Raw genomic sequence first — 23,953 nt, 5'->3', positions numbered from 1 at the left:
AATATGCGGGTGATCATCACGGGTGCTGCAAGCGGCATCGGCAGGGCCTGCGCCGAACTGCTGGCGGCCGGGTCCGTGATTCCGGGCGAACACAAGATGCTGCTCGCGGATCGCGACGCGGCCAATCTTCAGGTGGTGGCCGATGCGGTCGGCCCCGCCGCCGCGACCTGCGTGGTCGATCTGGCCGAACCGGATTGCGGCGACCGGATCGTGGCTGCGGCGCTCGCGCATATGGACGGCATCGACGCCGTCATCAGCAATGCCGGCATCATCATGGGCGGCGCGCTGGTCGAACTGCCGATTGGCGATTTCGATCGCATCTTCGCCATCAACACGCGCTCCTCCTGGCTGCTGGGCAAGGCGGCGCATCCTCACCTCAGGAAGAGCAAGGGTGCTTTCGTCGCGACCGCGTCCATGTCGGCCACCCAGCCTACGCCCGGGCTTGGCTTCTATTCATCCAGCAAGGCCGCCTTGCTGATGATGATACGCCAGCTCAGTATCGAATGGGGTCCGGATGGTATCCGATGCAATACGGTGTCGCCCGGCCCCACCTACACGCCGATGACGGCTGCAGGATATAAGGACCAGTCGCGGCGGGATCAGCGGGAAGCCAATATTCCCCTGCGCAAGCTCGGCGTGGCCGAGGATGTCGCGCAGGCGATTCTGTTCCTGATCGGTCCCCATGCCGGCCATATCAGCGGCGTCGACCTGCTGGTCGATGGCGGCATGAGCAACATGCTGATGCCCGCCAGCGGCGGTGGCACCGGTCAGAATCGGCAGAGCTGATATGGCATCACGGGGCCCGATCCACGCCAGCCGTCCATTCGGCATCGGTCCCGCTCCGCGCATTTTGCGGGTCGATCAGCAACTGCGCCGTGGCCATCAAATGGGCCGTCAGCAGCGTCACGGCGCGGTCGGCGTCCCGCGCCAGCGCCGCGTCGACGATCTGCGCATGTTCATGAACCAGATCCCGGTCGCTATGGGCCAAGGGTACGGTGAGATAACGGTAGCGCTCCGACTGGGCATAGAGCCAGTCGCGCATCTTGAGCAGCCATGGACTGTCGCACGCCACGACCAGCGCGTGGTGGAAGGCCGCGTGGGCGGCGGCATAATCCTCGTTCAGACGGGCAGCTTCCCGCGGGTCGCGGGTCGGGGTCTTGCTCAACCTGTGGGCCGCGCTGACGATCGAGGCTTCCCAGTCCAGGCCGCCCTTCTCGATGGCGCGCCGGAGGCATTGCCCTTCAATCTCGCTGCGGACCCTGACCAGATCGGTCAGGTCACCGATCGATATCGGCGTCACCCGAAAACCCCGCGCATCATCCTGCGTCACAAACCCCTCGGACGTGAGCCGCGACAGGGCTTCGCGCACCGCCCCGAGACTGAAGCCCTGCGTTTCCGTGATATCCTTGATGTTGATTTTCGCGCCGGGCACCAGCCGACAGGTCAGAAGATCGTCGCGCAATTGCCGGTAGGCGCGTTCGGTCAGGCTCAGCTTCTTGATCATCAAAGCAACTATATCAGCTTCGCCACACGTGGCAATTCGACAAAATGTATTTTGTAACTTGAAATATATTTCATTCACTCCCATGCCGTAGGCTCAGTCGGTGGGACAGATTCTCAGGAGGTTTGCATATGCGGTTGGCCAAGGTAACGAAGAATGGCGCGGTCGGTGTGGCAGTGGACACGGGCGCAGGCGTCAAGGCGCTGTTCGGCGACGCTGCCCTCTATGATCTGGATGCGCTGATCGCCAGCGGCGGCAGCGCCCTGACGGACGCCGGCGCGAAAGTCAGCGCAGAGGGCGAGGACGTGCAGATTGAAGACCTCACTTTCCTCCCGCCCCTCGTCAAGGCGCCCAAGATACTGTGCCTGGGTCTCAACTATAAGGATCACGCGGCTGAGGGCGGATTTACCGTACCCGAATTCCCGACGGTATTCGGCCGTTTCAATTCGAGCCTCATCGGCCATGGCGCGCCGATCATCAAGCCGAACTGTTCCGATCAACTCGATTATGAAGCGGAAATGGTCGCGGTCGTCGGCAAGGGTGGCAAGGATATCAGCAAGGACGACGCGCTGTCGCATATCGTCGCCTATTCGGTGTTCAACGACGGTTCGATCCGCGACTATCAGCTCAAGACGCCGCAGTGGACGGTCGGCAAGAATTTCGACGACACCGGCGCCTTCGGCCCCTGGCTGGTCACGGCCGATGAACTGCCTGCGGGTGGCGCCGGCCTCAAGATCGAAACCCGCCTCAACGGCCAGGTGGTGCAGAGCGCGAACACCTCGGACATGGTGTTCGATGTCGTCGACACGGTCGCCCTCCTCTCCACCTGCTTCACATTGGAAGCGGGCGACGTTCTGGTTATGGGCACCCCGTCGGGCATCGGCCTTGCCCGCAAGCCACCGCTGTTCATGAAGGATGGCGATGTGTGCGAAGTGGAAATCGAAAAAATCGGCCTGTTGGTGAACCCCATCAAGGCAGCATGATCGACAGGCCGGGCGCCGCTCCGTCGGTGCCCGGCCAGCCAAGGAGGGAAGGATGAACCAGAACAGCCCGTCGGGACGTCGCACCAATAGTTTGGGCGTCCATTCCATCGATCATTTCGCGGTCGAAGTGCCCGATCTGGAAGCCGCGCGGACATTCTACACGCTCTTCGGGCTCGACGTCCGCGAGCAGAATGACACGCTGGAACTTTATGCGGTCGACAATCCGCATCGCTGGGCGGTGCTGAGCCAGGGCGGCGACGCCAAGCGGCTGCGCTATCTGAGCTTTGGCGTCTATCCCGACGAGGCGGATGCCTTCGCCGCCCATCTCGACGGCTGCGGCGTCACCCGGATCGAAGCGCCCGAAGGCGCGGAGGCCGACGGCATCTGGTTCGCGGGCTTCGATGGCCTGCCGATCAATGTCCGCGTTGCCGACAAGGCGACGCCGTCGGAAAAGAGCGAGTTCACCTTCGTCAGCGCGGCGCCGGGCCAATCCGGCGCGATCCCCAACAGCAAGGCGCCAAAGGTTCACCCTCGCCGCCTTTCGCATTTCGCGATCTTCACGACCGACGTGAATGCAGCGATCGACTTCTATGAAAAGACGCTCGGCCTGCGCCTGTCCGACAAGAGCGAACCGGCCGTCGCCTTCCTCCACGGCGCTCATGGCAGCGATCATCATCTGCTGGCCCTCGTCCTGTCCGATCGACGGGGCATGCATCACAATAGCTGGGACGTGGGCTCGGTAATGGAAGTGGGCCTGGGCGGCGCGACCATGGCGCGCGCGGGCTATGGCCCGAACTGGGGTTTAGGCCAGCATGTGCTGGGCGCCAATTATTTCTATTATGTGCGCGATCCGTGGGGCAGCTTCAGCGAATATTCGGCCGATATCGACTTCATCCCGCATGATGTCGACTGGCCGGCCGCCAACCATGCGCCGGAGGACAGCATGTTCCTGTGGGGACCCGACCCATTCCCCGAATTCATCCAGAACACAGAACCGGCGGAGGCCTGATCGTCATGACCACATTCCTACTTCTCCATGGCGGCGGCATGGGCGGCTGGACATGGAAATATGTCCGCGAAATTCTGGAGGCCAAGGGCCACAAGGTCTACACGCCGACCTTCACCGGCTTTGGCGAGCGTGAGCATCTGATCGGCCGCAATGTCGGCAATGCGACCCATGTGCGCGATATTGTCAATGTCTTCCAGTATGAAGATCTGCGCGACGTCGTGCTGGTGGCGCACAGCTATGCCGGCACGGTCGCGCCCGGCGTGATCGCCGAGGTGGGCGACCGGATCGCCTCCATCATCTATCTTGACGCCATCGTGCCCCGGTCGGGGGAACGGATCGCATCCCTCATGGGCTATGTGCCCGAAGACCAGCTCGCCGCGTTGGATGCGATGCTTGAGGCGGGCGAAGGCCCAGTCGGGTCGGGCGTGCACGAAATGCAGCGCGCCGCGGCCAAGGACCACCCCCATCTCATGGACCCGGCACGGGAAAAATGGCTGCTCGATAATCTGTCGGATCAGCCGATGAAGGCGACCGCCTGCGTCATCCCCGTGGGAGCCGAGACGATCAACCGTCCCGTCGACTATATCGCGGCCGCCGTTACGGTGATGACGGCGATGCACGACCGGGCGCGCGAACTGGGCTGGACCATCCATGACCATCCGGGCGATCACGCCTTGCTGGTGGGCGACCCGGAAGGCACGACCGACCTCATTCTCAAAATCTCCGGCGCGGGAGTCCTGGCATGAATGCGGCTGAGCTGTTCTCGGTACAGGACCGTGTCGCGGTCGTCACCGGTGGGTCGGCCGGCATCGGCCGCCATATCGCGACCGGCCTGGCCGCAGCGGGCGCCCAAGTCTATATCTGCGCACGGACCGAGGCCAAGGTGACGGCAGCGGCGGCAGAGATTTCCGCCACGACCGGCGGTCGCTGCATCGGCCTTGTCGCGGATCTGTCGACGCTCGCCGGGATCGATGCTCTGGTTGCTGCGGTGTCCGCGCGGGAGCAGGCCGTGCATATCCTCGTCAACAACGCCGGGACGATGGCAGACGCGCCCATCGATGATTATGGCGAGGACGAATGGGATCCGGTCATCGACCTGAACCTCAAGGCCCCCTTTTTCACGCTTCGGAAATTCCTGCCTATGCTCCGCGCGGGCGGCACGGCGGGACGCCCCGCGTCGATCATCAACATCGGTTCGGTTGGCGCGCTCAAGGTAGGCCCCAAGGAAAACTACGCCTATCAGGCGTCGAAGAGCGCCATTCACTGGATGGCGAAGGGCCTCGCCAAACGCTTGGGCCGCGACAACATCACCGTCAACGTCATTGCGCCCGGATTCTTCGAATCCGAAATGACCGTCATCACATCCGACGAGATGCGCAAGATGGTGGAATCAATGGTGCCCCGCGGCCGCGTCGGCACGCCGGAGGATCTGGCGGGCGCAGCCATCTATCTCGCTTCGCGCGCGGGCGCCTATGTCACCGGATCGGTCATCCCGGTCGAAGGTGGATTATCTATCTGATGTGAGTCCGCTTCATGGTCGTCGCTATCGGCGGCACCATGAGCAACTATTCCTCTACCGGGCGCGGGCGACGCGTGATGCCGAGCATATCCATCCACATCGTCGACGGGAAAGGCGACCCTATCGAACACGCGCCTTTCCCGATCGGCTGAAGATAGTGGCCGACGGGTAGCCCAGCTTGCGCCGACGGCTTCCCCTATAGTTGGATAGGTTCGCAATGCGTCGCACGGGCGCTTAGTCGGCGGCACCACTAACGGGAACGACGATGGATTTTTCACTCACCGAGGAACAGCAGGCGTTCAGGGATATCGTCCGCCGCTGGGTCGATGCGGAAGCGCCCAAGGACTGGATGCGCGCGCTGGAGGCCGACGAAGAAAATTATCCCTATGCTTTGTGGGACAAGATCGCCGAACAGGGATTTTTCGGGATAGGCATTCCCGAGGAATATGACGGGCTGGGCGGCGACGTCATGATGCAGATGATCTTCGCCCGTGAATTCGCGCGGACGGCCGGCGGCCTGCTGTGGGTATGGGGCCTCACCTCCTTCGGCGGCGCGAAGACGATCGGCGCGGTCGGCACGGAGGAACAGAAAAATCGCTGGCTGCGCCCCATGGCGCAGGGCAAGTTGCGCGTTTCGCTGTCCATGACCGAACCCGACGGCGGCACCGACGTTCTGGGCGCGATGAAGACCCACGCCGAAAAGGTGGAGGGCGGCTGGAAGCTGAACGGCGCCAAGATGTGGACGACCGGCGCCAAGGCGGCCGACAGGCTGCTCGTCCTCGCCCGCACCGATAAAAATGCCGAAAAGAAGCATCATGGCCTCACCATGTTCTTTGTCGACGCCAAATCGCCCGGCATCACCGCCTCGCTTCTGCCCAAGCTCGGCATGCGCGCCATGGGCTCCTGCGAGGTCCATTATGAGGATGTCTTCGTCCCCGACGAGGATGTGCTTGGGGAACCCGGACAGGCCTGGTACGCGATGCTGCCCACGCTCAATAATGAGCGGATCATGGTCGGCGCGCAATGCCTGGGCGCGATCGACGGCGTGCTGGAAGACGCGCTGGAATATATGCTGCAACGCAAGGCGTTCGGCGGCATCATTGGCCGCTTCCAGATCCTGCAGCATTATGTCGCGGACATCGCGACCTGGCAGAAAACGACCGAATTGCTGCTCAACAATGTCGCCTGGATGCAGGCCAACGGGATGCCGTGCGGCGTCGAGGCGAACATGCTCAAGATGGTCGCGACCGAAAATGCGGTGAAGGCCGCGGACCTCGGCATCCAGATATTGGGCGGCATGGGCTATTCGGCGGAGACCGACATGCAGCGTTACTGGCGCGATCACCGCATCTTGCGGATGACGCCGATCAGCAACGAGATGGTGCGCAACACGATTGCCGAAAGCCTCGGCCTGCCGCGTTCCTTCTAAGGGTTATAAGCGATGAGCGATCTCGACGATCTACCCCCTGCCCCCGACGCCGCCGGCACATCGCTGGACGGGGACAAGGTCTTCACCATCACTGCGGAGGAGAATGCCGCGCTATGCCGGTCGACCGGGATCGAGCCGGCCGCCGATGGCAGCGCACATCCCATCTATTATTATATCGCCACCCAGGTCGCGATGGGCAAGACGGTGGCGGGCGTCTGCGAAGCGTGCGAATTCGATGTCGAGGATGGCCCGATGATGGGCAGCAGCGGCGTGCGGTTCGATGTGTCACTGAAGGTGGGCGAAAACTACAGAGTGACGGGAGAGATACTCAGCCTCGTCCGCAAGCGCAGCCGCAAGCTGGGCGTCATGGACGTGCTGACCTATCGCCTGCGCCTGCACCTGCTCGATGGCACGCAGGTGCTGGAAACCGATAATGTGTGGGTATTGCCCCGCAAGGAGTTCGCCGCATGAGCCATGCCGTCGGAGACATGCTGCCGCCCTTCACGATCGAGAGCGTCAGCCCACAAGCCATGCAGCAATGGGCCGTGTTCCTTGCCGATCCCAATCCCATTCATCTCGATGTCGAGGTTGTGAAGGCGAAGGGACTGGGCGACCGGGTCATCAACCAGGGTCCGATCAACGTCGCCTATATGATGAACATGCTGATGCGCGCTTTTCCCGGCGGGCGGATCAAAGCGATGGATTCGCGCTTTCTGGACAACGTCTATGGCGGCGACCGGGCAGTGGTGACGGGCAAGATCGCGGCGATCGAAGGCAATGCCGTGACCTGCGAATTCTCGCTGGATGTCGATGGCCGCGGCACGGTCAATTCCGGCACGGCGACGGTTGAAATCTAAAAAATCAGAGGAGAATATCAATGCCTAGCGGACCTTTTGCCCATGTGTGCATGGTCGTGCGCGATCTGGACAAGGCGATCGAGGATTGGACCAAGATCCTGCGCGTGCTCGATCCGGCCTCGCTGGAAGAACGTCTCGTGAAATATGACGAATTTTCCAGCGGCGACGACGCCGGCATGAAGTGGGCGACCTTCGTCAACAATGGCGGCACGGAAATCCAGTTCATTCAGCCGGCCCCGGGCACGCCCATGGGCGATCGCCTCGAAAAGGTCGGCGAACATGTCCATCACCTCTGCTATGCGACCGACGATGTGCCGGGCGCGATGGAAAAGCTGCGGGCCGAAGGGCTGCACCTGCCCGGCGGTGGCCAGACGTTCAACGATCCGGACATGACCTGGCAGAAATGGAGCTGGGTCGGCCACAAGAGCACGCATGGCGCGCTGATCGAGGTCGCCTCGCCCTATGAGAGCCGCAACGATGGCAAGTGGCACCATGCGCCCGGCAAGTTTGCCTACAAGGGCCCAGGCGAGCATCCCTCCTTCGCCGACATCGTCCCGCCGGTCGCCGCCGAGTAATGCAGGCGCCCGGCGTGGTGATCCCCATAAGGACAATCCTGCCGGGTGACGGTCTGGAGATGGTTGCGGATGCCTATGGCGACCCTGCCGCGCCGCCCGTCTGCTTCTTCCATGGCGGCGGCCAGAGCCGTCGGTCCTGGGCCGGGTCTGCCAGGCGGGTGGCTCAGGCCGGCTATTACGGCCTGACCTTCGATCTGCGCGGCCATGGCGACAGCGGATGGGCCGCCGACGGCGACTATCTGCTGGAAGCCTATGGTCGCGACGTCGAGTCCATTATCCGGGCCTTCGACAGACCGATCGCGCTGGTAGGAGCCTCGCGTGGCGGCCAATCCGCGCTGGTCGGCGGGTCGCGCCATGCCGATCTGGTGCGCCTCATCATGCTCGCCGACGTCGCGCCCTATATGGTGGATGACGGCGTTGATGACATTCGTGACTTCTTCCGCGCCAGCGACTCCGGTTTCGCGTCGCTGGAAGCAGCGGCCGATGCGCTGCATGCCCATCTCGGACAGCCCCGCCTGCCCGACGTGTCGGGCCTCGCCAAATCGATGCGCGAAGCAGATGGACGGCTGTTCTGGCACTGGGATCCCCGCACGACGGCGCCGGAATTTCTGCACCCCCCTTCGGAAGGAGAAGCGCTCATCGCCGCAGCGCGCCGCGCGCGGTCGCCACTCGTCGTCGTCAAAGCGGAACTGAGCGAGATCGTCTCGGACGAAAGCGTCCGGCAGTTTCGGGCGCTCGCCCCGCAACTGGAGGTCGAGATAGCCCACGGCGTCGGCCATATGTTCACCGGCGACCGCAATGACGCCTTTGCCGATCGTCTGCTCCACCACCTGGCCCGTCATCTGCCGCTATGACGAAAGGCGCGGCCTTCGTTGTCGGCGGAACCGGCGGACTGGGCAGCGCGATCTGCCGACGCTTGTCGACCGAATGGGATCAAATCGCCATCGGCTACCGATCCAGCCGGGAAAAGGCGCTGGCGGTAGCCACCGAACTGCCGAACAGCGCCTGCAAAGCATTTCCGGTGGCCTGCGATCTTTCCGATCGCGCATCGATAGCGGATGGCATCCGCGAGACGGTCGAGCAATTCGGCGCCGTCGGCACGATGGTCTTCGCCAGCGGGGTCGATATAGCCCAACCCTTCGTCAGCCAGATCAGCGAAGAGCAATGGCGCGAAGTCATCGAGATCGAACTGATGGGCTTGACCCGTATCGTGTCGGCCACCCTGCCCTATTTCCGTGCCCAGGGTTTCGGCAATTTCGTCACCGTCGTTTCGGTCGCAAATTATTGCTTCCCGCCCGGCGACGCCCTGTCCTCCGTACCCAAGGCCGGAATGGAAGCACTGGGCCGCGCCATCGCCAAGGAGGAAGGCCGTTACGGCATCAGGGCGAACATGGTCGCTCCTGGCATCATCGACGCCGGGCTTGGCGCCGAGTTCCTCACCTCGCTCTATTCGCCGGACATCTGGGAAACGCAACGCAAACGCATCGCCCTGCAACGCTTCGGCCGCGGCGAGGATATTGCCGAGGCCGTGGCCTTCCTGGCTTCGGACAAGGCGCAATATATAACCGGGCAGACCTTGATCGTCGATGGCGGCTTCAGCCTCTGAAGTCGACGGCTGCGCTCACCCCATCCGCCGCTGCGCCGCAACGCCATCGCCCCAATTGTGAATGCGCTCCCAGAAGCGGACGCGGGTCGGCGCGAAATTATGCATGTGCGCCATGCGGGGACATATGAAGAGCTGGATATCTTCCGCGCTCTTATAGGCCCGAGGCTCGCCCAAGGGATCGGGGACAACGTCGCGCTCGCCCATGGCGATCAGCACGGGGACGCGTACGACCGCTGCTTCGAGCGCCACCGCGCCCGGCGCCACCATGTAGACGCCACAGGGCGGCGTGGTCGCCGAACGCCATTCGGGTAGCGGATCGACCAGCCCAGCGGACGCCATCATGTCGAGCGTGACGATATCTTCAGGCTCGTCATCATGGTGGAAGGACCATTGGAAGGGATGCTCGCCAGCCCTTGCCGCCGCCTGGAGCACTTCAGCGTCGCCCAGAGTCAAGCCCGGCGCCTGCGCCAGCGCCGCCGCGTTCAGGACATGCGGCGCATCGAGCGATGAGCGGCGCGAAATCCAGGGCCATGCGGCAGGCGGCTGTCCCGGCCGGGTCGGCACGACGGTATGGACGCCGCTATAGCCCAGCACGCCGATGCCATGGAATGTCTGGTGACTGCCCTGCGCGACGACCGTGAAGCATCCGCCCATCGACTGGCCGATGCCAAGGCATGTGGCGTCGACGATCGGGGCCAGTCCGTCGACGAGCGTGCCCGCTTCCAGCCGGGCCATGACCTCGCGCACCATGGCGTCGTTGGCGGCCGCGACGTTGTCGAGATTAAGGACATTGCCGTCGGGAATCGTCAAATCGCCAAATCCCAGATGATCGCAGGCGACGAAAATCCATCCGCGTTCGCAATGGAAACCCGCTTCCCCGCCGCCCGACCCATCCGGCATGTCGAAGCTGTAATAGCGTCGGCAATAGCCCCCGCCGGGAAAAGCGAAGCAGACGGTCGTGGGATGGGCCAATTCCGTCCTATCCGGAAGATGAACCGTAATCGCCAGATGGGCGGCCATGCCGAGAGCCGCCGCCTCGCTGACATCGATCTTCAGTTCGACTGCGCGCTTCATGCCCTTGCCATTCCTTCCGGCCCAAACACCGCCGTCCCCCTTCGCCGAACCGGCGCACCATCGCTGCGCCGGCTCGGCCTGTCGGTCACTTATAGGGATCGACGGGTTGGGGAACGTTGATGACTTCCAGATCCTTCAGCATCGTCAGCACGTCGGAGATCGAATAGATGTGATCGATCTTGTCGCCCCGGAAACGCAGCCACGAGAACCAGAGGACGTTGAGGTCGTTACCGGTGGGCTGAACGCCCATATAGGGACCGCCGCTGTGCTTGCCATGATGATGGCACAGCACGCAAATCTCGTCCTCGCCGCGGCCCCAGGCCTTCAGCGTGCGATAGATGCTGGGCGGGAAGGTCTTGTAGAGGCCCTGCGGCGAGGTCTTCCACACATGATAGGTGCCAAGGTCGGGCCGGTTGGGATTGTCGTAGGTCATCGTGTCGGTATTGAAGAATGCGTCCATTCCATCCCAATCGCCGCGATTGATGACTTCATGCAGGTCCATCCAGTGATTGACCATGAACGCCTGCCGCTCGGTCAGCCCGGCTGTGATGTCCGCCCGCTTCTCCTTGGACAGGACGAAATCGGCTTCCGTGAACGGGGCGAGGCCCATAATAGTCTCCTTGATCAAAAACGGTCCGCGGGATCGGTCCCGAGGGCTGTGGTTTCTTCCCCATAGCCACCGCGCTCGACACCTACCTAATGGAAGGCGGCGCGCCTCCAACACTGTGCCAGCAGACATTCTATAGAATGTCGTGAGACGGAGGAGAGGCCAATGACAATGACCCTGCAGGAAATGTCGGATCGGTTCGAAATTCAGGACCTGATCGTGGGCTATTGCTATGCGGTGGATACGCGCGACTGGGACGCGCTGGACCGCTATTTTACTGACGATGCCGTGATCGACTATTCCGAAATGGTGGGCGTCGTCGGTAGCCTTGCGGAAATCAAGGCATTCCTCTCGGCAAGCCTGACGCCGATCCTGGCCTTTCAACATGCCGTGTCCACCACCCAATATCAGATCGCGGGCGACCGGGCGCAGACCAAAACCGCCTGCTATAACCCGATGACGGTCAGCAATGGCGAAACGACCGATACCTTGGTTTTCGGCCTTTGGTACCATCATGAATTCGTCCGCACAGCGCAAGGCTGGAAGATCAGCCGCCTCTATGAGCAGAACTGCTACCGCATCAATGTGCCGGACTGGCTCGCGGCCCAATTGCCCGCCTGATTACCTGCCAAACCTTTCCGGATTCTGAGGGGGAGCCCGATGCGCCGCTTTCTGAACATGTTTTTCGTCCTGCTTCTGCTTCTCTCGGGCCTGTCGCTGCTCTGGCTGGGCGGACAACTCGCGCTGCTCGGCGGATCGATCTGGTATTGCGTGTCCGGCCTCGTCATGACGGTCACCGCGTTTCTCGGCTGGCGCCGTTCGCCACTCTCGACCACCCTCTTCTGGGCCTTTCTCGTGGCCAATCTGGGCTGGTCACTCTGGGAAGTGGGGCTGGACGGCTGGGCGCTGGCGCCCCGGTTGGCCATGCCCGTCGCCATGGGCCTCTACATGGCTACTCCCTTTTATCGGCAGCATGTCGGGCTTGGCCGTCCCCTGCCTGGCGCCCGCGTTCTCTGGCCCAGTCTTCTACTGCTCGTCATAGGCGCAGTCGGCAGCGCTTTCTGGACGGATCGTTCGCCGCCAGCGCCCGGCGCGGTCTGGGGCGCCGGGCCTGCACGGGCAGTCGATGGCGACTGGGTCGCCTATGGCAACGACCGGGGCGGGTCGCGCTACTCGCCACTGGCGCAAATCACGCCCGCCAATGTCGGCAACCTGGAAAGGGCATGGACCTACCACACCGGCAAACTGACCGATGGCAAACAGGGCACCGCCTTTCAGGTCAATCCGCTCAAAGTGGGGAATCGCCTTTTCCTGTGCGCGGGCAATAATGACGTAATCGCGCTCGATCCCGAAACGGGCCGGCAATTATGGCGGCACCAGCCAAAGACCGACCTCGCTGGCGTCTATGGCCTCGTCTGCCGTGGCGTCACCTATTATCGCGTCCCGCAGGCCCATGGCTATTGCGCCGAGCGCATCTACACCGCGACGCTCGACGCCCGGCTGATCGCGCTCGATGCCGCCACCGGCAGGCTGTGCCCCGGCTTCGGACAGGGCGGTCAAGTGGATCTGAAAGCGGGACTGGGCACGGTCGACAAGGGCTATTATTTCGTGACCTCGCCCCCCGCTCTCGTGCGCGGCCGCCTCGTTCTGGGCGGCTGGGTCATGGACGGTCAGAAAATCAGAGAGCCTTCCGGTGTCATCCGGGCATTCGATGCCGTCACGGGTGATTTTTCCTGGGCCTTCGACATCGGCCGCCCCGACGATCACGGCCCGCCACCGCCCGGCGGCATCTTCACGCCCGGCACGCCCAATAGCTGGGCACCGATGAGTTCGGACGACAGGCTGGGCCTCGTCTATGTGCCCACGGGGAACGCGACACCCGACTATTTCGGCGGACATCGCACCGCCAATGACGATCGCTATTCCAGCGCCGTTCTGGCCATCGACGCAGAAAGCGGTTCGGTGCGCTGGTCCTTCCAGACGACCCATCATGACCTGTGGGACTATGACGTGCCCGCCCAGCCCACGCTGGTCGACCTCCCCGGCGGCGTGCGCGGCCTGCTCCAGCCGACCAAGCGCGGGGAGATATTCTTCCTCGACCGCGCGACCGGCAAGCCCATCCTGCCGGTGGAGGAGCGCCCCGTCCCGCAAGGGACCGTGCCCGGCGAACGCCTGTCGAAGACCCAGCCCTACTCGGTCGGCATGCCCAGTTTCGGCGGTCCGCGTCCGACGGAAAAGGGCATGTGGGGCCTGACGCCGATCGATCAGGCGATGTGCCGCATCCGCTTCCGACAGGCCCGCTTCGACGGCGACATGACGCCGCTGTCGACCGAGCATCCCACTCTCACCTGGCCTGGCTATCTGGGCGGCGTCGACTGGGGCGGCGTATCGGTAGATCCCCGGCGCGGCCTGATGATCGTAAACAACAATCAGGTCGGCAACTATAACCGTCTGATCCCTCGCGCCGTCGCGGACCGCCAGGGCATCAGGCCGATGAACGCCGCCCATATGAGCGATGTCGGCGGGCCGGTCGCCCAGATGGGGGTGGCCTATGCCGCCCATATCGCGCCATTCCTCTCTCCGCTCGCCATTCCTTGCCAGCAGCCCCCCTATGGCCGCATCAACGCGGTTGACCTCAGGACCGGCAAGCTGGTGTGGAGCCGCCTATTCGGCACCTCGCGCGACAGCGGCCCGCTGGCGCTGCCCACCTTCGTGCCGATCCCCATGGGCGTGCCCAATATCGGCGGATCGGTAGCGACCGCGAGCGGCCTCACCTTCATCGGCGCGACGCAGGAACATATGTTCCGCGCCTATGAAACGACGACCGGTCGGCTGCTGTGGAAGGGGCGCTTGCCGGCAGGCGGCAACGCCTCTCCGACGACCTATTGGTCGAATGCCAGCGGACGCCAGTTCGTGGTGATCGCGGCGGGCGGACACGGTGCCATGCTGTCAGGCGCGAGCGACGCGCTGATCGCCTATGCCCTGCCCAAGCAATAACCTGCGGCGGGGCGCCTACGTCTCGCGCCAGCCCGGCAAAGGCGACAAATAGCGGGAAGAGGCCGCCCGATCCTATCCTTTGGCGGGCAAGATTGGGCGGCGCGGCTTTATGTTTCTCCGGACAACAAGGGGAGGAAGAACATGCCTGCACATTGCAGCCTGGTGAGACGCTTGCCTGTCGGTGTCGATGATGAACGGGCGATCAAACATGTGCTGCTACGTTACGCCACCGGTATCGACACACGGGACTGGCCGCTTTTTCGGACCTGCTTCGCCCAGGATTGCGAGACCGATTATGGCAGTTTCGGACATTGGCGCGGCCCCCGCGAGATTGCAGAATATATGGCTGATGCCCACCGCCACATGGGCCCGACATTGCACCGCATCACCAATATCGTGATAGAAAAGCGTGGTGACCAGGTCCACGCGCGCAGCTATGTCGATGCCATATTGCCGGAGGCGGCCCAAGGCGGCGTGACCCATCGTGCGACCGGCTATTATGACGATTGCCTGGTTCGCACATCGGACGGCTGGAAGATTTCCCGTCGGAAATTCACCATGGTCAAGGCAGGGCTGGATGGCTGAGTTCAACCGCCAGGTCCTGTTGACGTCGCGTCCGATGGGAATCGCGCAGGCGGAAAATTTCGCGATCGGGCGTGCGCCGGTCCGACAGCCCGCGCCGGGCCAGATTCTGGTGCGCAATCATTATCTCTCGGTCGAACCCGCCATGCGCGGCTGGATCGCCGATGCGGGCAATTATGCCACGCCCGTCGCCATTGGTTCGGTCATGCGCAGCCTTGCGTCGGGGAAGGTGGTGGCCTCTGCACATCCCGGCTATGTGGTCGGCGAGCATGTGTCCGGCTGGTTCGGCTGGCAGGACTATGCCTGCGTCGCGACCGATCAGGTCGTCCAGCGCACCACCGCGGCCGAGATGCGGGCATCGCTCGGCATTCTGGGCATTAACGGCATGACGGCCTATCTGGCGCTCACACTATCCGGCCAGCCCCGCGCGGGCGAGACCATCGCGGTATCCACGGCGGCCGGCGCCGTCGGTTCGGCCGTCGGCCAGATCGCCCGCATCCTTGGCTGCCGCACGATCGGCATAGCCGGCGGCCCCGACAAGGTCCGGCGCTGCGTGGAGGACTATGGCTATGACCGCGCCATCGATTATCGCACCGACGACATAGGCGCGGCGATCGCCGAGCATGCGCCCGAAGGCATCGACATATATTTCGACAATGTCGCCGGTGCGATAAGCGATTCTGTTCTGCCCCACCTGGCCCAGCGCGGACGCGTCATCGTGTGCGGGACGGCATCGATCGACCGTTGGGACCCTTGGCCGATGGGGCCGCGCGTCGAACGGCATCTACTGGTCAAGCGCGCCCGCATGGAGGGCTTCGTCATCTTCGACCATGTCGATCACTATGCCGAAGCGACGGCCCAATTGCGAACATGGATCGCGCAGGGCCGCCTGACATGGCGCGAGGACATACTGGACGGGATCGAGGCCTGCCCCGACGCGCTCGCCGGTCTTTATCGCGGCGAAAATGACGGCAAGCGGCTCATCCGTCTCGTCTGATCTGGGAAGAGGACACCACGTCATGGACAATCTGGAAGGGCAAATCGCCATCGTCACCGGCGCTTCGTCGGGCATCGGCGCGGCCAGCGCCCGTGCGCTTGCCGAAGCGGGGGCGACGCTGGTGCTGGTCGCTCGCCGAGCCGACCGCCTGACCGCACTGGCCGAAGAACTGGGGCGTGGCAGCACGGCCTTCGCGGCGGACATGGCGGATCCGGCCGCGCCGCAAAGGCTGCACGATTTCGTCCTCGACCGCTTCGGCCGCGCCGATATCCTCGTCAACAATGCCGGTATGCTGCATGCCGCATCGATCGATGCATTCGACCTCGACCAGCTCCGTCCCATGATCGCGATCAACTATGAGGCGGTGGTGCGCGCCAGCACCCTTTTCGCGCGAACGATGAAGGCGGCGGGCAGAGGGCAGATCATCAACATATCCAGCATCGGCGCGAACATCACCGTCCCCGGCGTGGGCGTCTATGGCGGCCTCAAGCGTGCGCTGGAGGCCTTTACCGATTGCTTGCGCGTCGAGCTTGCGGGATCGGGCGTCAAGGTGGGGATCGTCGCGCCTGGCACGACCAGCACCGAGATTTTCGAGGATATGAAGGCTAGGGGGCAGCCGTCCTGGGACAGCTTCATCCCGCCGATGCAACCCCGCGACATCGCCGACGCCGTTGCCACCATCGCGCGGCAATCCGAACGCACCAACATCGCGCGCATCCAGGTCTATGCCGCGGCCGACAGCCATTGACGCCCCGGCCGGAGCCGGAGCGCCCTGTGATCAATCAAGCGTGGCGTAGGCGTCCAGCCGGAACGGATTGATGGCGCCGCCATCGCGCATCTTCGCCACCCATTGCGCGTCCATCAGGAGGGCGCGGCCGACCGCGATCAGGTCGAATTCGTCCCGCGCCATCCTGTCGGCCACCAGCGCCAGATTGTCGGTCATGACGGTGGGCTGCGCGAAGGAAGATTGCAGATCCTTGCTGAGGCCCACGCCGCCGACCGCGATGGTCGGCTTGCCAGTCAGCTTCCTGATCCAACCCGCCAGCCCCATGTCGGAACCCTCGAAGGCTGGCGCGGTGAAAATGCGGGTGCTGGCGTCGAATATATCGACACCTGCATCGACGAGCGGGGTCAGCATCGCTTCCAGTTCGGCGGGCGTCTCCGCGTTGCGCGCGTCATAATCCTGCAGCTTCCACTGGGAGAAGCGGAAAATGACCGGAAAGTCGGGTGCGGTGGCAGCCCGGATCGCCCGCACCAGTTCGACCGCGAAGCGCGCCCTCTCGGCAATCCCGCCGCCCCAGCGATCGTCCCGCATATTGGTATCGCGCCACAGGAAACTGTCGATCAGATAGCCATGCGCGCCATGCAGAGCCAAGCCGTCGAAGCCCACCGCCTTCGCATTGGCCGCGCTGCGGGCGAAGGCGGCGATCAGGTCGCCGATCTCGCTATCGGTCAGCGGCGCGGTGGGCGTGCGCACCTGTTCCAGATAATCGGGCGCGACCATGGCCTTGTCGGTCGGCCCCCATATGCCCGAAGGGCGGGCCGAGGGCGCTTCGGGATGATAGCCCGTACCGGGCACACGAATGACGCCCTGATGCCATAGCTGGGGGATGATGAGGCCGCCCGCCGCATGTACGCCGGCCACGATGTCGCGCCAGCGCGCCAGCGCTTCGTCGCCATGCAGGACAGGCGAAGCGCCGCCGCCCATGGTTTCGCGTCCCACGGCCGAGGGATGGTCCACACCCACGCCCTCTGTAATGATCAGGCCCACATCGGCTTCGGCCCTCCGACGATAATAGCCCGCCACGCCGTCCGAGGGGATTCCGCCGGGCGAGAAATTGCGGGTCATCGGCGCCATTACGAACCGGTTACGCAGATGCAACCCGCCCATCGTGAACGGCGTATATAAAATCTCGGCCTGCCCCATCAAAGCAATCCTCTCCTCTGCCTGTCAAAAGACCGTGCGTCAGGGGAGGGGGGCCGAAAACCTATCCTGTGACAGGACATCCACACCCCGGCCCCGCACATGGTCGGATCGACTCAGGCGGCTTCGACGGCAAGAGCGGACTGCGGGCAGGCCTCGGCGCCTTCCCTGGCCTGCTCCTCCAGTCCCTCAGGGACGATTTCGTCGTCAACATACACGATGCCATTGGCGTCAAGCTTGTACACTTCGGGGCAAATTTCGGCGCACACGCCATAGCCGCAGCACGCCGCCTTATCGATCACCACTTTCAGTTTCTGGCTCATCCGGCCTCTCCTTCCTATTTCGATCACATTACAGCTTGAACAGATTTAGTTCAATATGTATAACTCGACTCAATCAAGGAAATCTCCAGGAGAGCAAGATGCTGCACAATGCCGGGCTGACGCTGAGCGACGGAACGACGCTTGACGACCTCATCAACCGCGACATGAACGAAGTGTCGCTGCGCGTGATGAATGACAAGGAGCTGTATGAGCTGGAGATGGAGCGCGTGTTCGCCCGGACCTGGCTCCTCCTTGGCCATGAGTCGGAAATTCCCAAGGCCGGCGACTATGTCATGCGCGACATGGCCGAAGACAATGTGATCGTCTCGCGCGACCGTAGCGGCGAAATCCACGTCATGCTGAACGTCTGCCCCCATCGCGGCATGAAGGTCTGCACGGCCGAAGCGGGGAATGCCCACGCCCATCGCTGCATCTACCATGGCTGGGCCTTCCGCGCGGACGGCAGCTTCATAGGCGCGCCGATCGAAAAGGAGCAGATGCACGGCAACAAGCGGTCCAAGGACGAGTTGGGGCTCAAAAAAGCTCGCGTCCACCTCTATGGCGGCCTGATCTTCGCCACCTGGAACAAGGATCTGTCGTTCGAGGATTATCTGGGCGACGCTAAATTCTATCTCGACCAGCTTTTCTGTCGTACTGACAATGGCCTTGAGATGCTTGGCCCGCCGCAGCGCTTCGTGCTGCCGTGCAACTGGAAGATTCCGGGCGAACAGTCCGGGTCGGATGGTTTCCATACCCTCACCCTGCACCGTTCGCTGATGGAAGGCGGCATCATGGGCGGCACGGCGGAGTCGATCTACGACACTGCGCCGGGCATGTACGGCGTCGACCTCTCGGTGCCGCAGGGCCACACGCTGCGTTGCCTGGAGGCGGCCCAGACCTTCAAGATGTTCGCCGACGTCAGCTTCGAGGGTAAATCGACCGAAGAGCGGCTCAACCTGCTGCCGCCGCCGGGCATCACCAAGGATCTGATCCCGCAGCTGTTCAAGAATCTGTCGGAGGACCAGGTCAAGCAGTTGGCCAACATTCCGCCCCAGGTCGGCGGCATGTTCCCCAATATCCTGATCGCGTTCATCTTCGCGCCCCGCATGGATGGCGGCGCGTCGGGCGCCCTGTCGCTGCACACCTATGTGCCCAAGGGACCCGACAAGGTGGAGTTCGTGAATTTCATCTTCGCGGAAAAGGATGCGCCGGAAGATGTGAAGCGCGACATGCTCCAGAACGCCATCTGGTCGACCGGCACGTCGGGCACGATCGAGCAGGACGATGCCGACACCTGGCCGCAGATCATGCGCAATTCGCGTGGCCATATGAGCAAGACGATCACGCTCAAATATCAGGCGCTGCATGGCCATGAGCGTCCCGAAGGCTGGGTCGGCGGCGGCGATCTCTATCCCGGTTTCACCAAGGACGATACGCAATGGGCGTGGTGGATGGCCTATTACAACATGATGGCCGACGCCTGAGCCGACGCGACGAGAGAGGACAGATATCATGGTGAACTACGCGACCGCCGCCATCGACAAAACCAGCGTCATGCGCGGCCTTGTCTCCACCAAGCGCGTGCCGCTCGGCTCGGAAGTCTATAACCGCCTGCTCGAAACCCTCTATGACGAAGCCGCCGCCCTCGACGAGCGCCGGTTCGACGACTGGGTGGCCTATCTCGAACAGGATCTCATCTACACCGCCCCCCTGCGCCTGACGCGAAACGGTCCCAACAAGGACCGGGACGTGGTGCGCACGATGAAGCATTTCGACGAGAATTACGGCTCCATCCTGATGCGGACCGGCCGCCTGGCGAAGAGCGCCTGGGCCGAGGATCCGCCTTCGCGCACGCGCCGCTTCGTCACCAACGTCCGCGTCGCCGAAAGCGAGACCGCCGGCGAATATGAGGTGGTGAGCTACCTCTATGTCGAGCGCAGCCGCATGGACAATCCCGAGAATGAGACCATCAGCGCCGAACGCCGCGACGTCTGGCGGCTGGTCGACGGCGCGTACAAGCTGGCGCGCCGGGAGATCATCGTCGACCAGTCGACGCTGGGCATGTCCAACTTCGCCATCTTCCTCTGAACGGACCCTTTCTGGTGACGGGAACCCCGCATATCGTGGTCGTCGGTAGCGGCCTCGCCGGCTATGGCGTCCTGCGCGAGCTCCGTAAGCTTGCGCCGGACGCCCGGCTGACGCTGGTCACGCAGGATGACGGCCATTTCTATTCCAAGCCGGCATTGTCCACCGCGCTCGCCAAGGGCAAGGTGGCCGATACGCTGATCACCACGCCGGCGGAAAAGATGGTCGCGCAGCTAAAGCTCGACCTGCGCGCCGGCCGCATCGTCGAAGCGATCGATCGGGAGGACAAGGCCGTTCTCACCACTGGCGGGCCGATCTTCTACGATCGGCTGGTGCTGGCGCTGGGTGCCGATCCGGTTCGCCCGCCGATCGACGGCGATGCCGCGCATCGTGCGCTCGCAGTCAACAACCTCGACAACTATCGCGAGTTCCGCGAAAAATTGCCGGACGGCGCCCGCGTGCTGGTGATGGGCGGGGGCCTTGTCGGCACCGAATTCGCCAACGATCTGTCGGCAAGCGGCTATCAGCCGGTGGTCGTCGATATGCTTGGTCACCCCCTCGCCCAGCTCGTGCCGCCGGGCGTTGGCCAGATGATCCGCGACGCGCTGGCCGAAAAGGGCGTGGAATGGCATCTGGGCCGCAAGGTGCTGGCCATCCATAAGGGCGAAAGCGGCATCCGGGCCGAACTGGACGACGGCCTGGTGATCGAGGCGGCGGCGGTCCTGTCCGCCGTCGGGCTGCGTCCGCATATCGCGCTTGCGCAGGAGGCCGGGCTGGAGGTCGCGCGCGGCATCAAGGTCGACCAGACCGGCCGCACCAGCGACCCCGCCATCTATGCGATCGGCGATTGCGCCGAATATCCGCAGGGACTTGCCGCCTATGTCACCCCGATCATGGCGGCCGCACGCGCCATCGCGCCCAGCGCGCTGGGCACGCCTACGGACATCCGCTTTCCGCCGCTGTCGGTGCAGGTGAAGACCACCGCCTATCCCGTCGTCCTGCTGCCCGCGCCTGTCGGCGTAGACGGGCAATGGCAGGAAGTCGCCAATGACGAGCGCGGGCTGAAATATCTTTATCACGACGCCGACGGGGCGATCCGCGGCTATGTTTTCACGAAAGACTATTGCCAGGACCGCATGGACATGGACCGTGCCCTGAGCGAGCAGATGACAGGAGCGGTAGCGTGACGGGATTGGTGAAGGACAAGGTCGCAATCGTCACGGGCGGCGCGAAGGGTCTGGGTTACGGTATTTCCCGCTGCCTTGCCGAGGCAGGCGCCCATCTCCTGATCACAGGCCGGGATGGCGCTGCCGCTGAAGCGGTCGCGGCGGACATCACGCACAGCTTCGGCGTCCGCGCCGTCGGCATGTCCGCGGACATGGGCGTCAAGACCGAAGTGGAGGCGATGATCGAGCGCGCCGTCGGCGAATTTGGCGGGCTGGACATATTGGTCAACAATGCGTCGCAGCTTTCGCCCAACGTCCTCCTCGAACAGAAGACGGACGAGATGCTCCAGCGGACGCTCGAGATCGGCACCTGGGGCAGCTGGTGGGCCATGCGCGCCGCCTTCCCGCATATGAAGGCGCGCGGCGGCGGTTCGATCATCAACTTCTATTCGATCGACGCCCAGACCGGCGCCTGGCTCCACGCCGATTATAATATGAACAAGGGCGCAATCCTGGGGCTGACCCGGACCGCGGCGGTCGAATGGGGCCGCTTCAACATCCGCACCAACGCCATCGCACCGACCGGCATGGGACAGGTGTTCGCGGAACTCGCCGAAAACGTTCCCGGCTTTCTCGAAATGGCGACCGCCAGCAATCCGCTCAAGCGCGCGGGCGATCCGGAGAAGGACATTGGCCCCGTCGTCCTGTTCCTGGCGTCGGAGATGTCGCGCTTCGTCAATGGCGAGCTGATCAATGTGGATGGCGGTCAGCATCTGCCGGGCTATGTAAGCGTTCCGCATAATCTGGCAGAAATGGAAGCTCAGACATGAAGCTGATGCCGCACGCCGACTGGAACGAAATTGCCGCCACGGATCAGTCGGGCAGCGTCCAGAAGATCATGGACGGCACGTTGCGCGCGATCAATTCCATCGGTGCGCGCCGACTGTCGATGAGCGACATCAGCGAGAGCAGTGGCGTGTCGCGCGGTACGCTCTACCGTTACTTCGCCTCCAAGGAGGAAGTGCTGGCGGCCTTCAGCGAATATGTGTGCAGCAGTTTCGAAAAGGGCATTGTGGAATCGGGGGAAGGCATTGCCGAACCGATCGAGCGCTTCCGCGCGGTGATGCGCTTTTACGGCCGCTTCACGATCGAGCGCTCGCCCGAAGGCATTTTCGAGGTCGAACCCGCCTTCCATCTCAATTTCCTGCGCAGCCATTTCGGCCGGCATAAAGCCGCTGTCCAGCATGCGCTCGAACCCGTGTTCGATCATTTCGATAACCTCATTGGTCATCGAATCAACCGCGATGCGTTTTGCGACACGATGGTTCGCCTGCAACTGAGCACCCTTATCATTCCCGCCACCGCGGAGTGGCTGGCGATCTGGAACAGCGCGCCGGATCGTTTGTGCGACTGGGCTTTACAGATCGCCGGACACCATAGCGACCATAAGAAAGGATGAACTGATGGCTACTGCCCCCAAGGTGGACAATGAGATCCAGTGCGGCTTCGCCGAAAAGGCCGTCGCCGACGCGATGGTGGAAAAGGCACGCAATTTCCGCGCGTTCCTGCAGGGCGAAGCGCCCGAGGGCGAAAAACGGCGCAGCCCTACGCCCGCCGTCGACAAGATGCTGAAGGAAGAGGGGTTCCTGCGCATGCTGCTGCCGCAACGGCTGGGCGGCATGGGCCTGTCCCCCACGGATTTCTGCCGCGTGCAGATGGAAATCGCCAAGGGCGATCCGGCGATCAGTTGGGTCATCCAGATCATCAACGGCACGAGCTGGATCACCAGCCTTGCACCCGACGGCGTGCAGGAGGCTGTGTTCGGCGACGGACCGCAGCCGGTCTGTGGCGCCTACAACCCGCCCGGCAAGGCCCGCAAGGTCGACGGCGGCTGGATCATCAACGGCACTTGGCCCTATATGTCCGGGTCGCGGCAGTCGAACTGGGCGCAGCAGGGTGTGGTGCTGGAGGGCTATGACGGCCCCGTCGTCCCCGGCATCAGCATGTGCTATCTGCCGATGGACAGCATGACCATCCAGGACACCTGGTTCGTGTCCGGTATGCAGGGCACCGGGTCCGACACGGCGATCGCCAAGGATGTCTTCATTCCCGAAGCCCAGATGGTGCTGATGGATGAGCGCGCCGGTCAGATCGACCGGACCAAGCGCCATTTCGGCGCCCCCTCCGACCTGTTGCCCGCCGTGCCCGTCGTCCGCACCACAGGCATCGCCCAACTGATCGGCGCGGTCGAGGCCATGCTGGAGATCGTCACCGCCGAAGCCCCCAAGAAGCCGGTGCTGACGACGATTATCGGCCCGCGCATCAAGTCAGGCGCCTATATGCGCGATCTGGGCGAAGCGGCGGCAATGATCGACACCGCCAAGCTGATCCTGTTCGACCTGACTGCCAAGCTGGATCGCGTCGGTCTGGGCGAAGAGTTCACGCTTGCGGAAAAGGCGAAGCAGCGCGCAGGCGGCGCGCAGATGATCGAACTGGTTCATGGCGCCAGCGAGTCGCTTATGTTCCAGGCCGGTTCGTCGGGCTTCGCACTGGACAAGCCGATCAACCGCTACTGGCGCGACATTTCCATGGCGCTGCGGCACATCCAGAATATCCCCACCATTGGCTATGAAATCTATGGCCGCAACCTGGCCGGGGCCGATCCGATCTCGCCGCCGGGTGCCTATTGAGGGCGAAGGGAGGGTCGCCCCGGACGAGC

General features: G+C 63.4%; 28 protein-coding genes. 23 read left to right on the top strand and 5 right to left on the bottom strand.

Annotation, left to right across the window (positions count from 1 at the left end; translation table 11 throughout):
* Window positions 1-3 precede the first annotated feature (3 nt).
* Window positions 4-786, top strand: a complete 783-nt coding sequence (locus ABT375_RS19395) for an SDR family NAD(P)-dependent oxidoreductase (protein ID WP_416465597.1) — start codon at window positions 4-6, stop codon at window positions 784-786.
* A gap of 7 nt (window positions 787-793) precedes the next feature.
* Here ABT375_RS19395 and ABT375_RS19390 read toward each other — a convergent pair whose 3' ends face one another.
* Complete coding sequence (locus ABT375_RS19390) at window positions 794-1,504, bottom strand: GntR family transcriptional regulator (RefSeq protein WP_416465595.1); 711 nt, start codon at window positions 1,502-1,504, stop codon at window positions 794-796.
* Window positions 1,505-1,632: 128 nt separating this feature from the next.
* On the opposite strand from ABT375_RS19390, the gene ABT375_RS19385 reads away from it, so the two are divergent.
* The 11 genes from ABT375_RS19385 to ABT375_RS19335 all read left to right on the top strand — a co-directional run bounded on the left by ABT375_RS19385 (window position 1,633) and on the right by ABT375_RS19335 (window position 9,479).
* Window positions 1,633-2,484: a fumarylacetoacetate hydrolase family protein gene (locus ABT375_RS19385; protein WP_416465594.1), complete on the top strand. Its 852-nt coding sequence runs from the start codon at window positions 1,633-1,635 to the stop codon at window positions 2,482-2,484.
* A 52-nt stretch (window positions 2,485-2,536) separates the two neighbouring features.
* Complete coding sequence (locus tag ABT375_RS19380; protein WP_416465592.1) at window positions 2,537-3,493, top strand: VOC family protein; 957 nt, start codon at window positions 2,537-2,539, stop codon at window positions 3,491-3,493.
* A gap of 5 nt (window positions 3,494-3,498) precedes the next feature.
* Window positions 3,499-4,239: an alpha/beta fold hydrolase gene (locus tag ABT375_RS19375; protein ID WP_416465591.1), complete on the top strand. Its 741-nt coding sequence runs from the start codon at window positions 3,499-3,501 to the stop codon at window positions 4,237-4,239.
* Window positions 4,236-5,012 carry an SDR family oxidoreductase gene (locus ABT375_RS19370; RefSeq protein WP_416465589.1) on the top strand — a complete coding sequence of 259 codons (777 nt, stop codon included), beginning with the start codon at window positions 4,236-4,238 and terminating at the stop codon, window positions 5,010-5,012. The genes ABT375_RS19375 and ABT375_RS19370 overlap by 4 nt, the downstream gene beginning before the upstream one ends.
* A 14-nt stretch (window positions 5,013-5,026) precedes the next feature.
* On the top strand, window positions 5,027-5,164 hold the full coding sequence (locus ABT375_RS19365; RefSeq protein WP_416465587.1) for a hypothetical protein: 138 nt from the start codon (window positions 5,027-5,029) through the stop codon (window positions 5,162-5,164).
* Window positions 5,165-5,277: 113 nt separating this feature from the next.
* Window positions 5,278-6,441 (top strand): acyl-CoA dehydrogenase family protein, encoded by a 1,164-nt coding sequence (locus tag ABT375_RS19360; RefSeq protein ID WP_416465585.1) that lies wholly within the window; start codon window positions 5,278-5,280, stop codon window positions 6,439-6,441.
* Window positions 6,442-6,453: 12 nt separating this feature from the next.
* Window positions 6,454-6,912, top strand: coding sequence for a hypothetical protein (locus tag ABT375_RS19355; RefSeq protein ID WP_416465583.1), 459 nt, complete (start codon window positions 6,454-6,456; stop codon window positions 6,910-6,912).
* A complete protein-coding gene (locus ABT375_RS19350) occupies window positions 6,909-7,298 on the top strand; it encodes a MaoC family dehydratase (protein WP_416465581.1) in 390 nt (129 codons plus the stop codon). Before ABT375_RS19355 ends, ABT375_RS19350 begins: the two co-directional genes overlap by 4 nt.
* A gap of 20 nt (window positions 7,299-7,318) precedes the next feature.
* Window positions 7,319-7,873, top strand: a complete 555-nt coding sequence (locus ABT375_RS19345) for a VOC family protein (RefSeq protein WP_261937188.1) — start codon at window positions 7,319-7,321, stop codon at window positions 7,871-7,873.
* Window positions 7,874-7,887: 14 nt separating this feature from the next.
* Window positions 7,888-8,727, top strand: a complete 840-nt coding sequence (locus ABT375_RS19340; RefSeq protein WP_416465579.1) for an alpha/beta fold hydrolase — start codon at window positions 7,888-7,890, stop codon at window positions 8,725-8,727.
* Entirely contained in the window at window positions 8,724-9,479 is a 756-nt protein-coding gene (locus ABT375_RS19335; protein WP_416465578.1) for an SDR family NAD(P)-dependent oxidoreductase, read from the top strand. The genes ABT375_RS19340 and ABT375_RS19335 overlap by 4 nt, the downstream gene beginning before the upstream one ends.
* Window positions 9,480-9,494: 15 nt before the next feature.
* Here ABT375_RS19335 and ABT375_RS19330 read toward each other — a convergent pair whose 3' ends face one another.
* Both ABT375_RS19330 and ABT375_RS19325 read right to left on the bottom strand, forming a co-directional pair.
* Window positions 9,495-10,553, bottom strand: a complete 1,059-nt coding sequence (locus ABT375_RS19330; RefSeq protein ID WP_416465576.1) for a hypothetical protein — start codon at window positions 10,551-10,553, stop codon at window positions 9,495-9,497.
* A gap of 85 nt (window positions 10,554-10,638) precedes the next feature.
* Window positions 10,639-11,163, bottom strand: coding sequence for an ester cyclase (locus ABT375_RS19325; protein ID WP_261937184.1), 525 nt, complete (start codon window positions 11,161-11,163; stop codon window positions 10,639-10,641).
* A 162-nt stretch (window positions 11,164-11,325) separates the two neighbouring features.
* Here ABT375_RS19325 and ABT375_RS19320 point away from each other — a divergent pair, with 162 nt between their 5' ends.
* The 5 genes from ABT375_RS19320 (at window position 11,326) to ABT375_RS19300 (ending at window position 16,484) form a co-directional block, all read left to right on the top strand.
* On the top strand, window positions 11,326-11,781 hold the full coding sequence (locus ABT375_RS19320) for a nuclear transport factor 2 family protein (RefSeq protein WP_261937183.1): 456 nt from the start codon (window positions 11,326-11,328) through the stop codon (window positions 11,779-11,781).
* 39 nt (window positions 11,782-11,820) lie between these two features.
* Entirely contained in the window at window positions 11,821-14,157 is a 2,337-nt protein-coding gene (locus tag ABT375_RS19315) for a membrane-bound PQQ-dependent dehydrogenase, glucose/quinate/shikimate family (protein WP_416465574.1), read from the top strand.
* Between the two features lie 141 nt (window positions 14,158-14,298).
* A complete protein-coding gene (locus ABT375_RS19310; protein ID WP_416465573.1) occupies window positions 14,299-14,742 on the top strand; it encodes a nuclear transport factor 2 family protein in 444 nt (147 codons plus the stop codon).
* Window positions 14,735-15,736 (top strand): NADP-dependent oxidoreductase, encoded by a 1,002-nt coding sequence (locus tag ABT375_RS19305; protein ID WP_416465571.1) that lies wholly within the window; start codon window positions 14,735-14,737, stop codon window positions 15,734-15,736. Before ABT375_RS19310 ends, ABT375_RS19305 begins: the two co-directional genes overlap by 8 nt.
* 22 nt (window positions 15,737-15,758) lie before the next feature.
* Window positions 15,759-16,484 (top strand): SDR family oxidoreductase, encoded by a 726-nt coding sequence (locus tag ABT375_RS19300; protein WP_416465569.1) that lies wholly within the window; start codon window positions 15,759-15,761, stop codon window positions 16,482-16,484.
* Window positions 16,485-16,514: 30 nt separating this feature from the next.
* Here ABT375_RS19300 and ABT375_RS19295 read toward each other — a convergent pair whose 3' ends face one another.
* Complete coding sequence (locus ABT375_RS19295) at window positions 16,515-17,663, bottom strand: NADH:flavin oxidoreductase (RefSeq protein WP_416465568.1); 1,149 nt, start codon at window positions 17,661-17,663, stop codon at window positions 16,515-16,517.
* Between the two features lie 113 nt (window positions 17,664-17,776).
* Complete coding sequence (locus ABT375_RS19290; RefSeq protein ID WP_009823769.1) at window positions 17,777-17,983, bottom strand: ferredoxin; 207 nt, start codon at window positions 17,981-17,983, stop codon at window positions 17,777-17,779.
* A 98-nt stretch (window positions 17,984-18,081) separates the two neighbouring features.
* Here ABT375_RS19290 and ABT375_RS19285 point away from each other — a divergent pair, with 98 nt between their 5' ends.
* Genes ABT375_RS19285 through ABT375_RS19260 form a run of 6 tightly spaced genes read left to right on the top strand, consistent with a single transcriptional unit; the run spans window position 18,082 to window position 23,924 of the window.
* Complete coding sequence (locus tag ABT375_RS19285) at window positions 18,082-19,467, top strand: aromatic ring-hydroxylating dioxygenase subunit alpha (RefSeq protein WP_416465566.1); 1,386 nt, start codon at window positions 18,082-18,084, stop codon at window positions 19,465-19,467.
* A 28-nt stretch (window positions 19,468-19,495) separates the two neighbouring features.
* Window positions 19,496-20,071, top strand: a complete 576-nt coding sequence (locus tag ABT375_RS19280) for an aromatic-ring-hydroxylating dioxygenase subunit beta (protein WP_416465564.1) — start codon at window positions 19,496-19,498, stop codon at window positions 20,069-20,071.
* Window positions 20,072-20,085: 14 nt separating this feature from the next.
* Window positions 20,086-21,255 carry an NAD(P)/FAD-dependent oxidoreductase gene (locus tag ABT375_RS19275; RefSeq protein WP_416465562.1) on the top strand — a complete coding sequence of 390 codons (1,170 nt, stop codon included), beginning with the start codon at window positions 20,086-20,088 and terminating at the stop codon, window positions 21,253-21,255.
* Window positions 21,252-22,064 (top strand): SDR family NAD(P)-dependent oxidoreductase, encoded by an 813-nt coding sequence (locus ABT375_RS19270; RefSeq protein ID WP_261937175.1) that lies wholly within the window; start codon window positions 21,252-21,254, stop codon window positions 22,062-22,064. The genes ABT375_RS19275 and ABT375_RS19270 overlap by 4 nt, the downstream gene beginning before the upstream one ends.
* Window positions 22,061-22,693: a TetR/AcrR family transcriptional regulator gene (locus tag ABT375_RS19265; protein WP_416465560.1), complete on the top strand. Its 633-nt coding sequence runs from the start codon at window positions 22,061-22,063 to the stop codon at window positions 22,691-22,693. The genes ABT375_RS19270 and ABT375_RS19265 overlap by 4 nt, the downstream gene beginning before the upstream one ends.
* Window positions 22,694-22,697: 4 nt before the next feature.
* A complete protein-coding gene (locus tag ABT375_RS19260; RefSeq protein ID WP_416465558.1) occupies window positions 22,698-23,924 on the top strand; it encodes an acyl-CoA dehydrogenase family protein in 1,227 nt (408 codons plus the stop codon).
* Window positions 23,925-23,953: the final 29 nt, after the last annotated feature.

Source organism: Sphingomonas sp. VDB2 (genome assembly GCF_047946695.1).
Lineage (GTDB): Bacteria > Pseudomonadota > Alphaproteobacteria > Sphingomonadales > Sphingomonadaceae > Sphingobium > Sphingobium bisphenolicum.
This window is presented reverse-complemented; position numbering and strand designations above follow the sequence as displayed.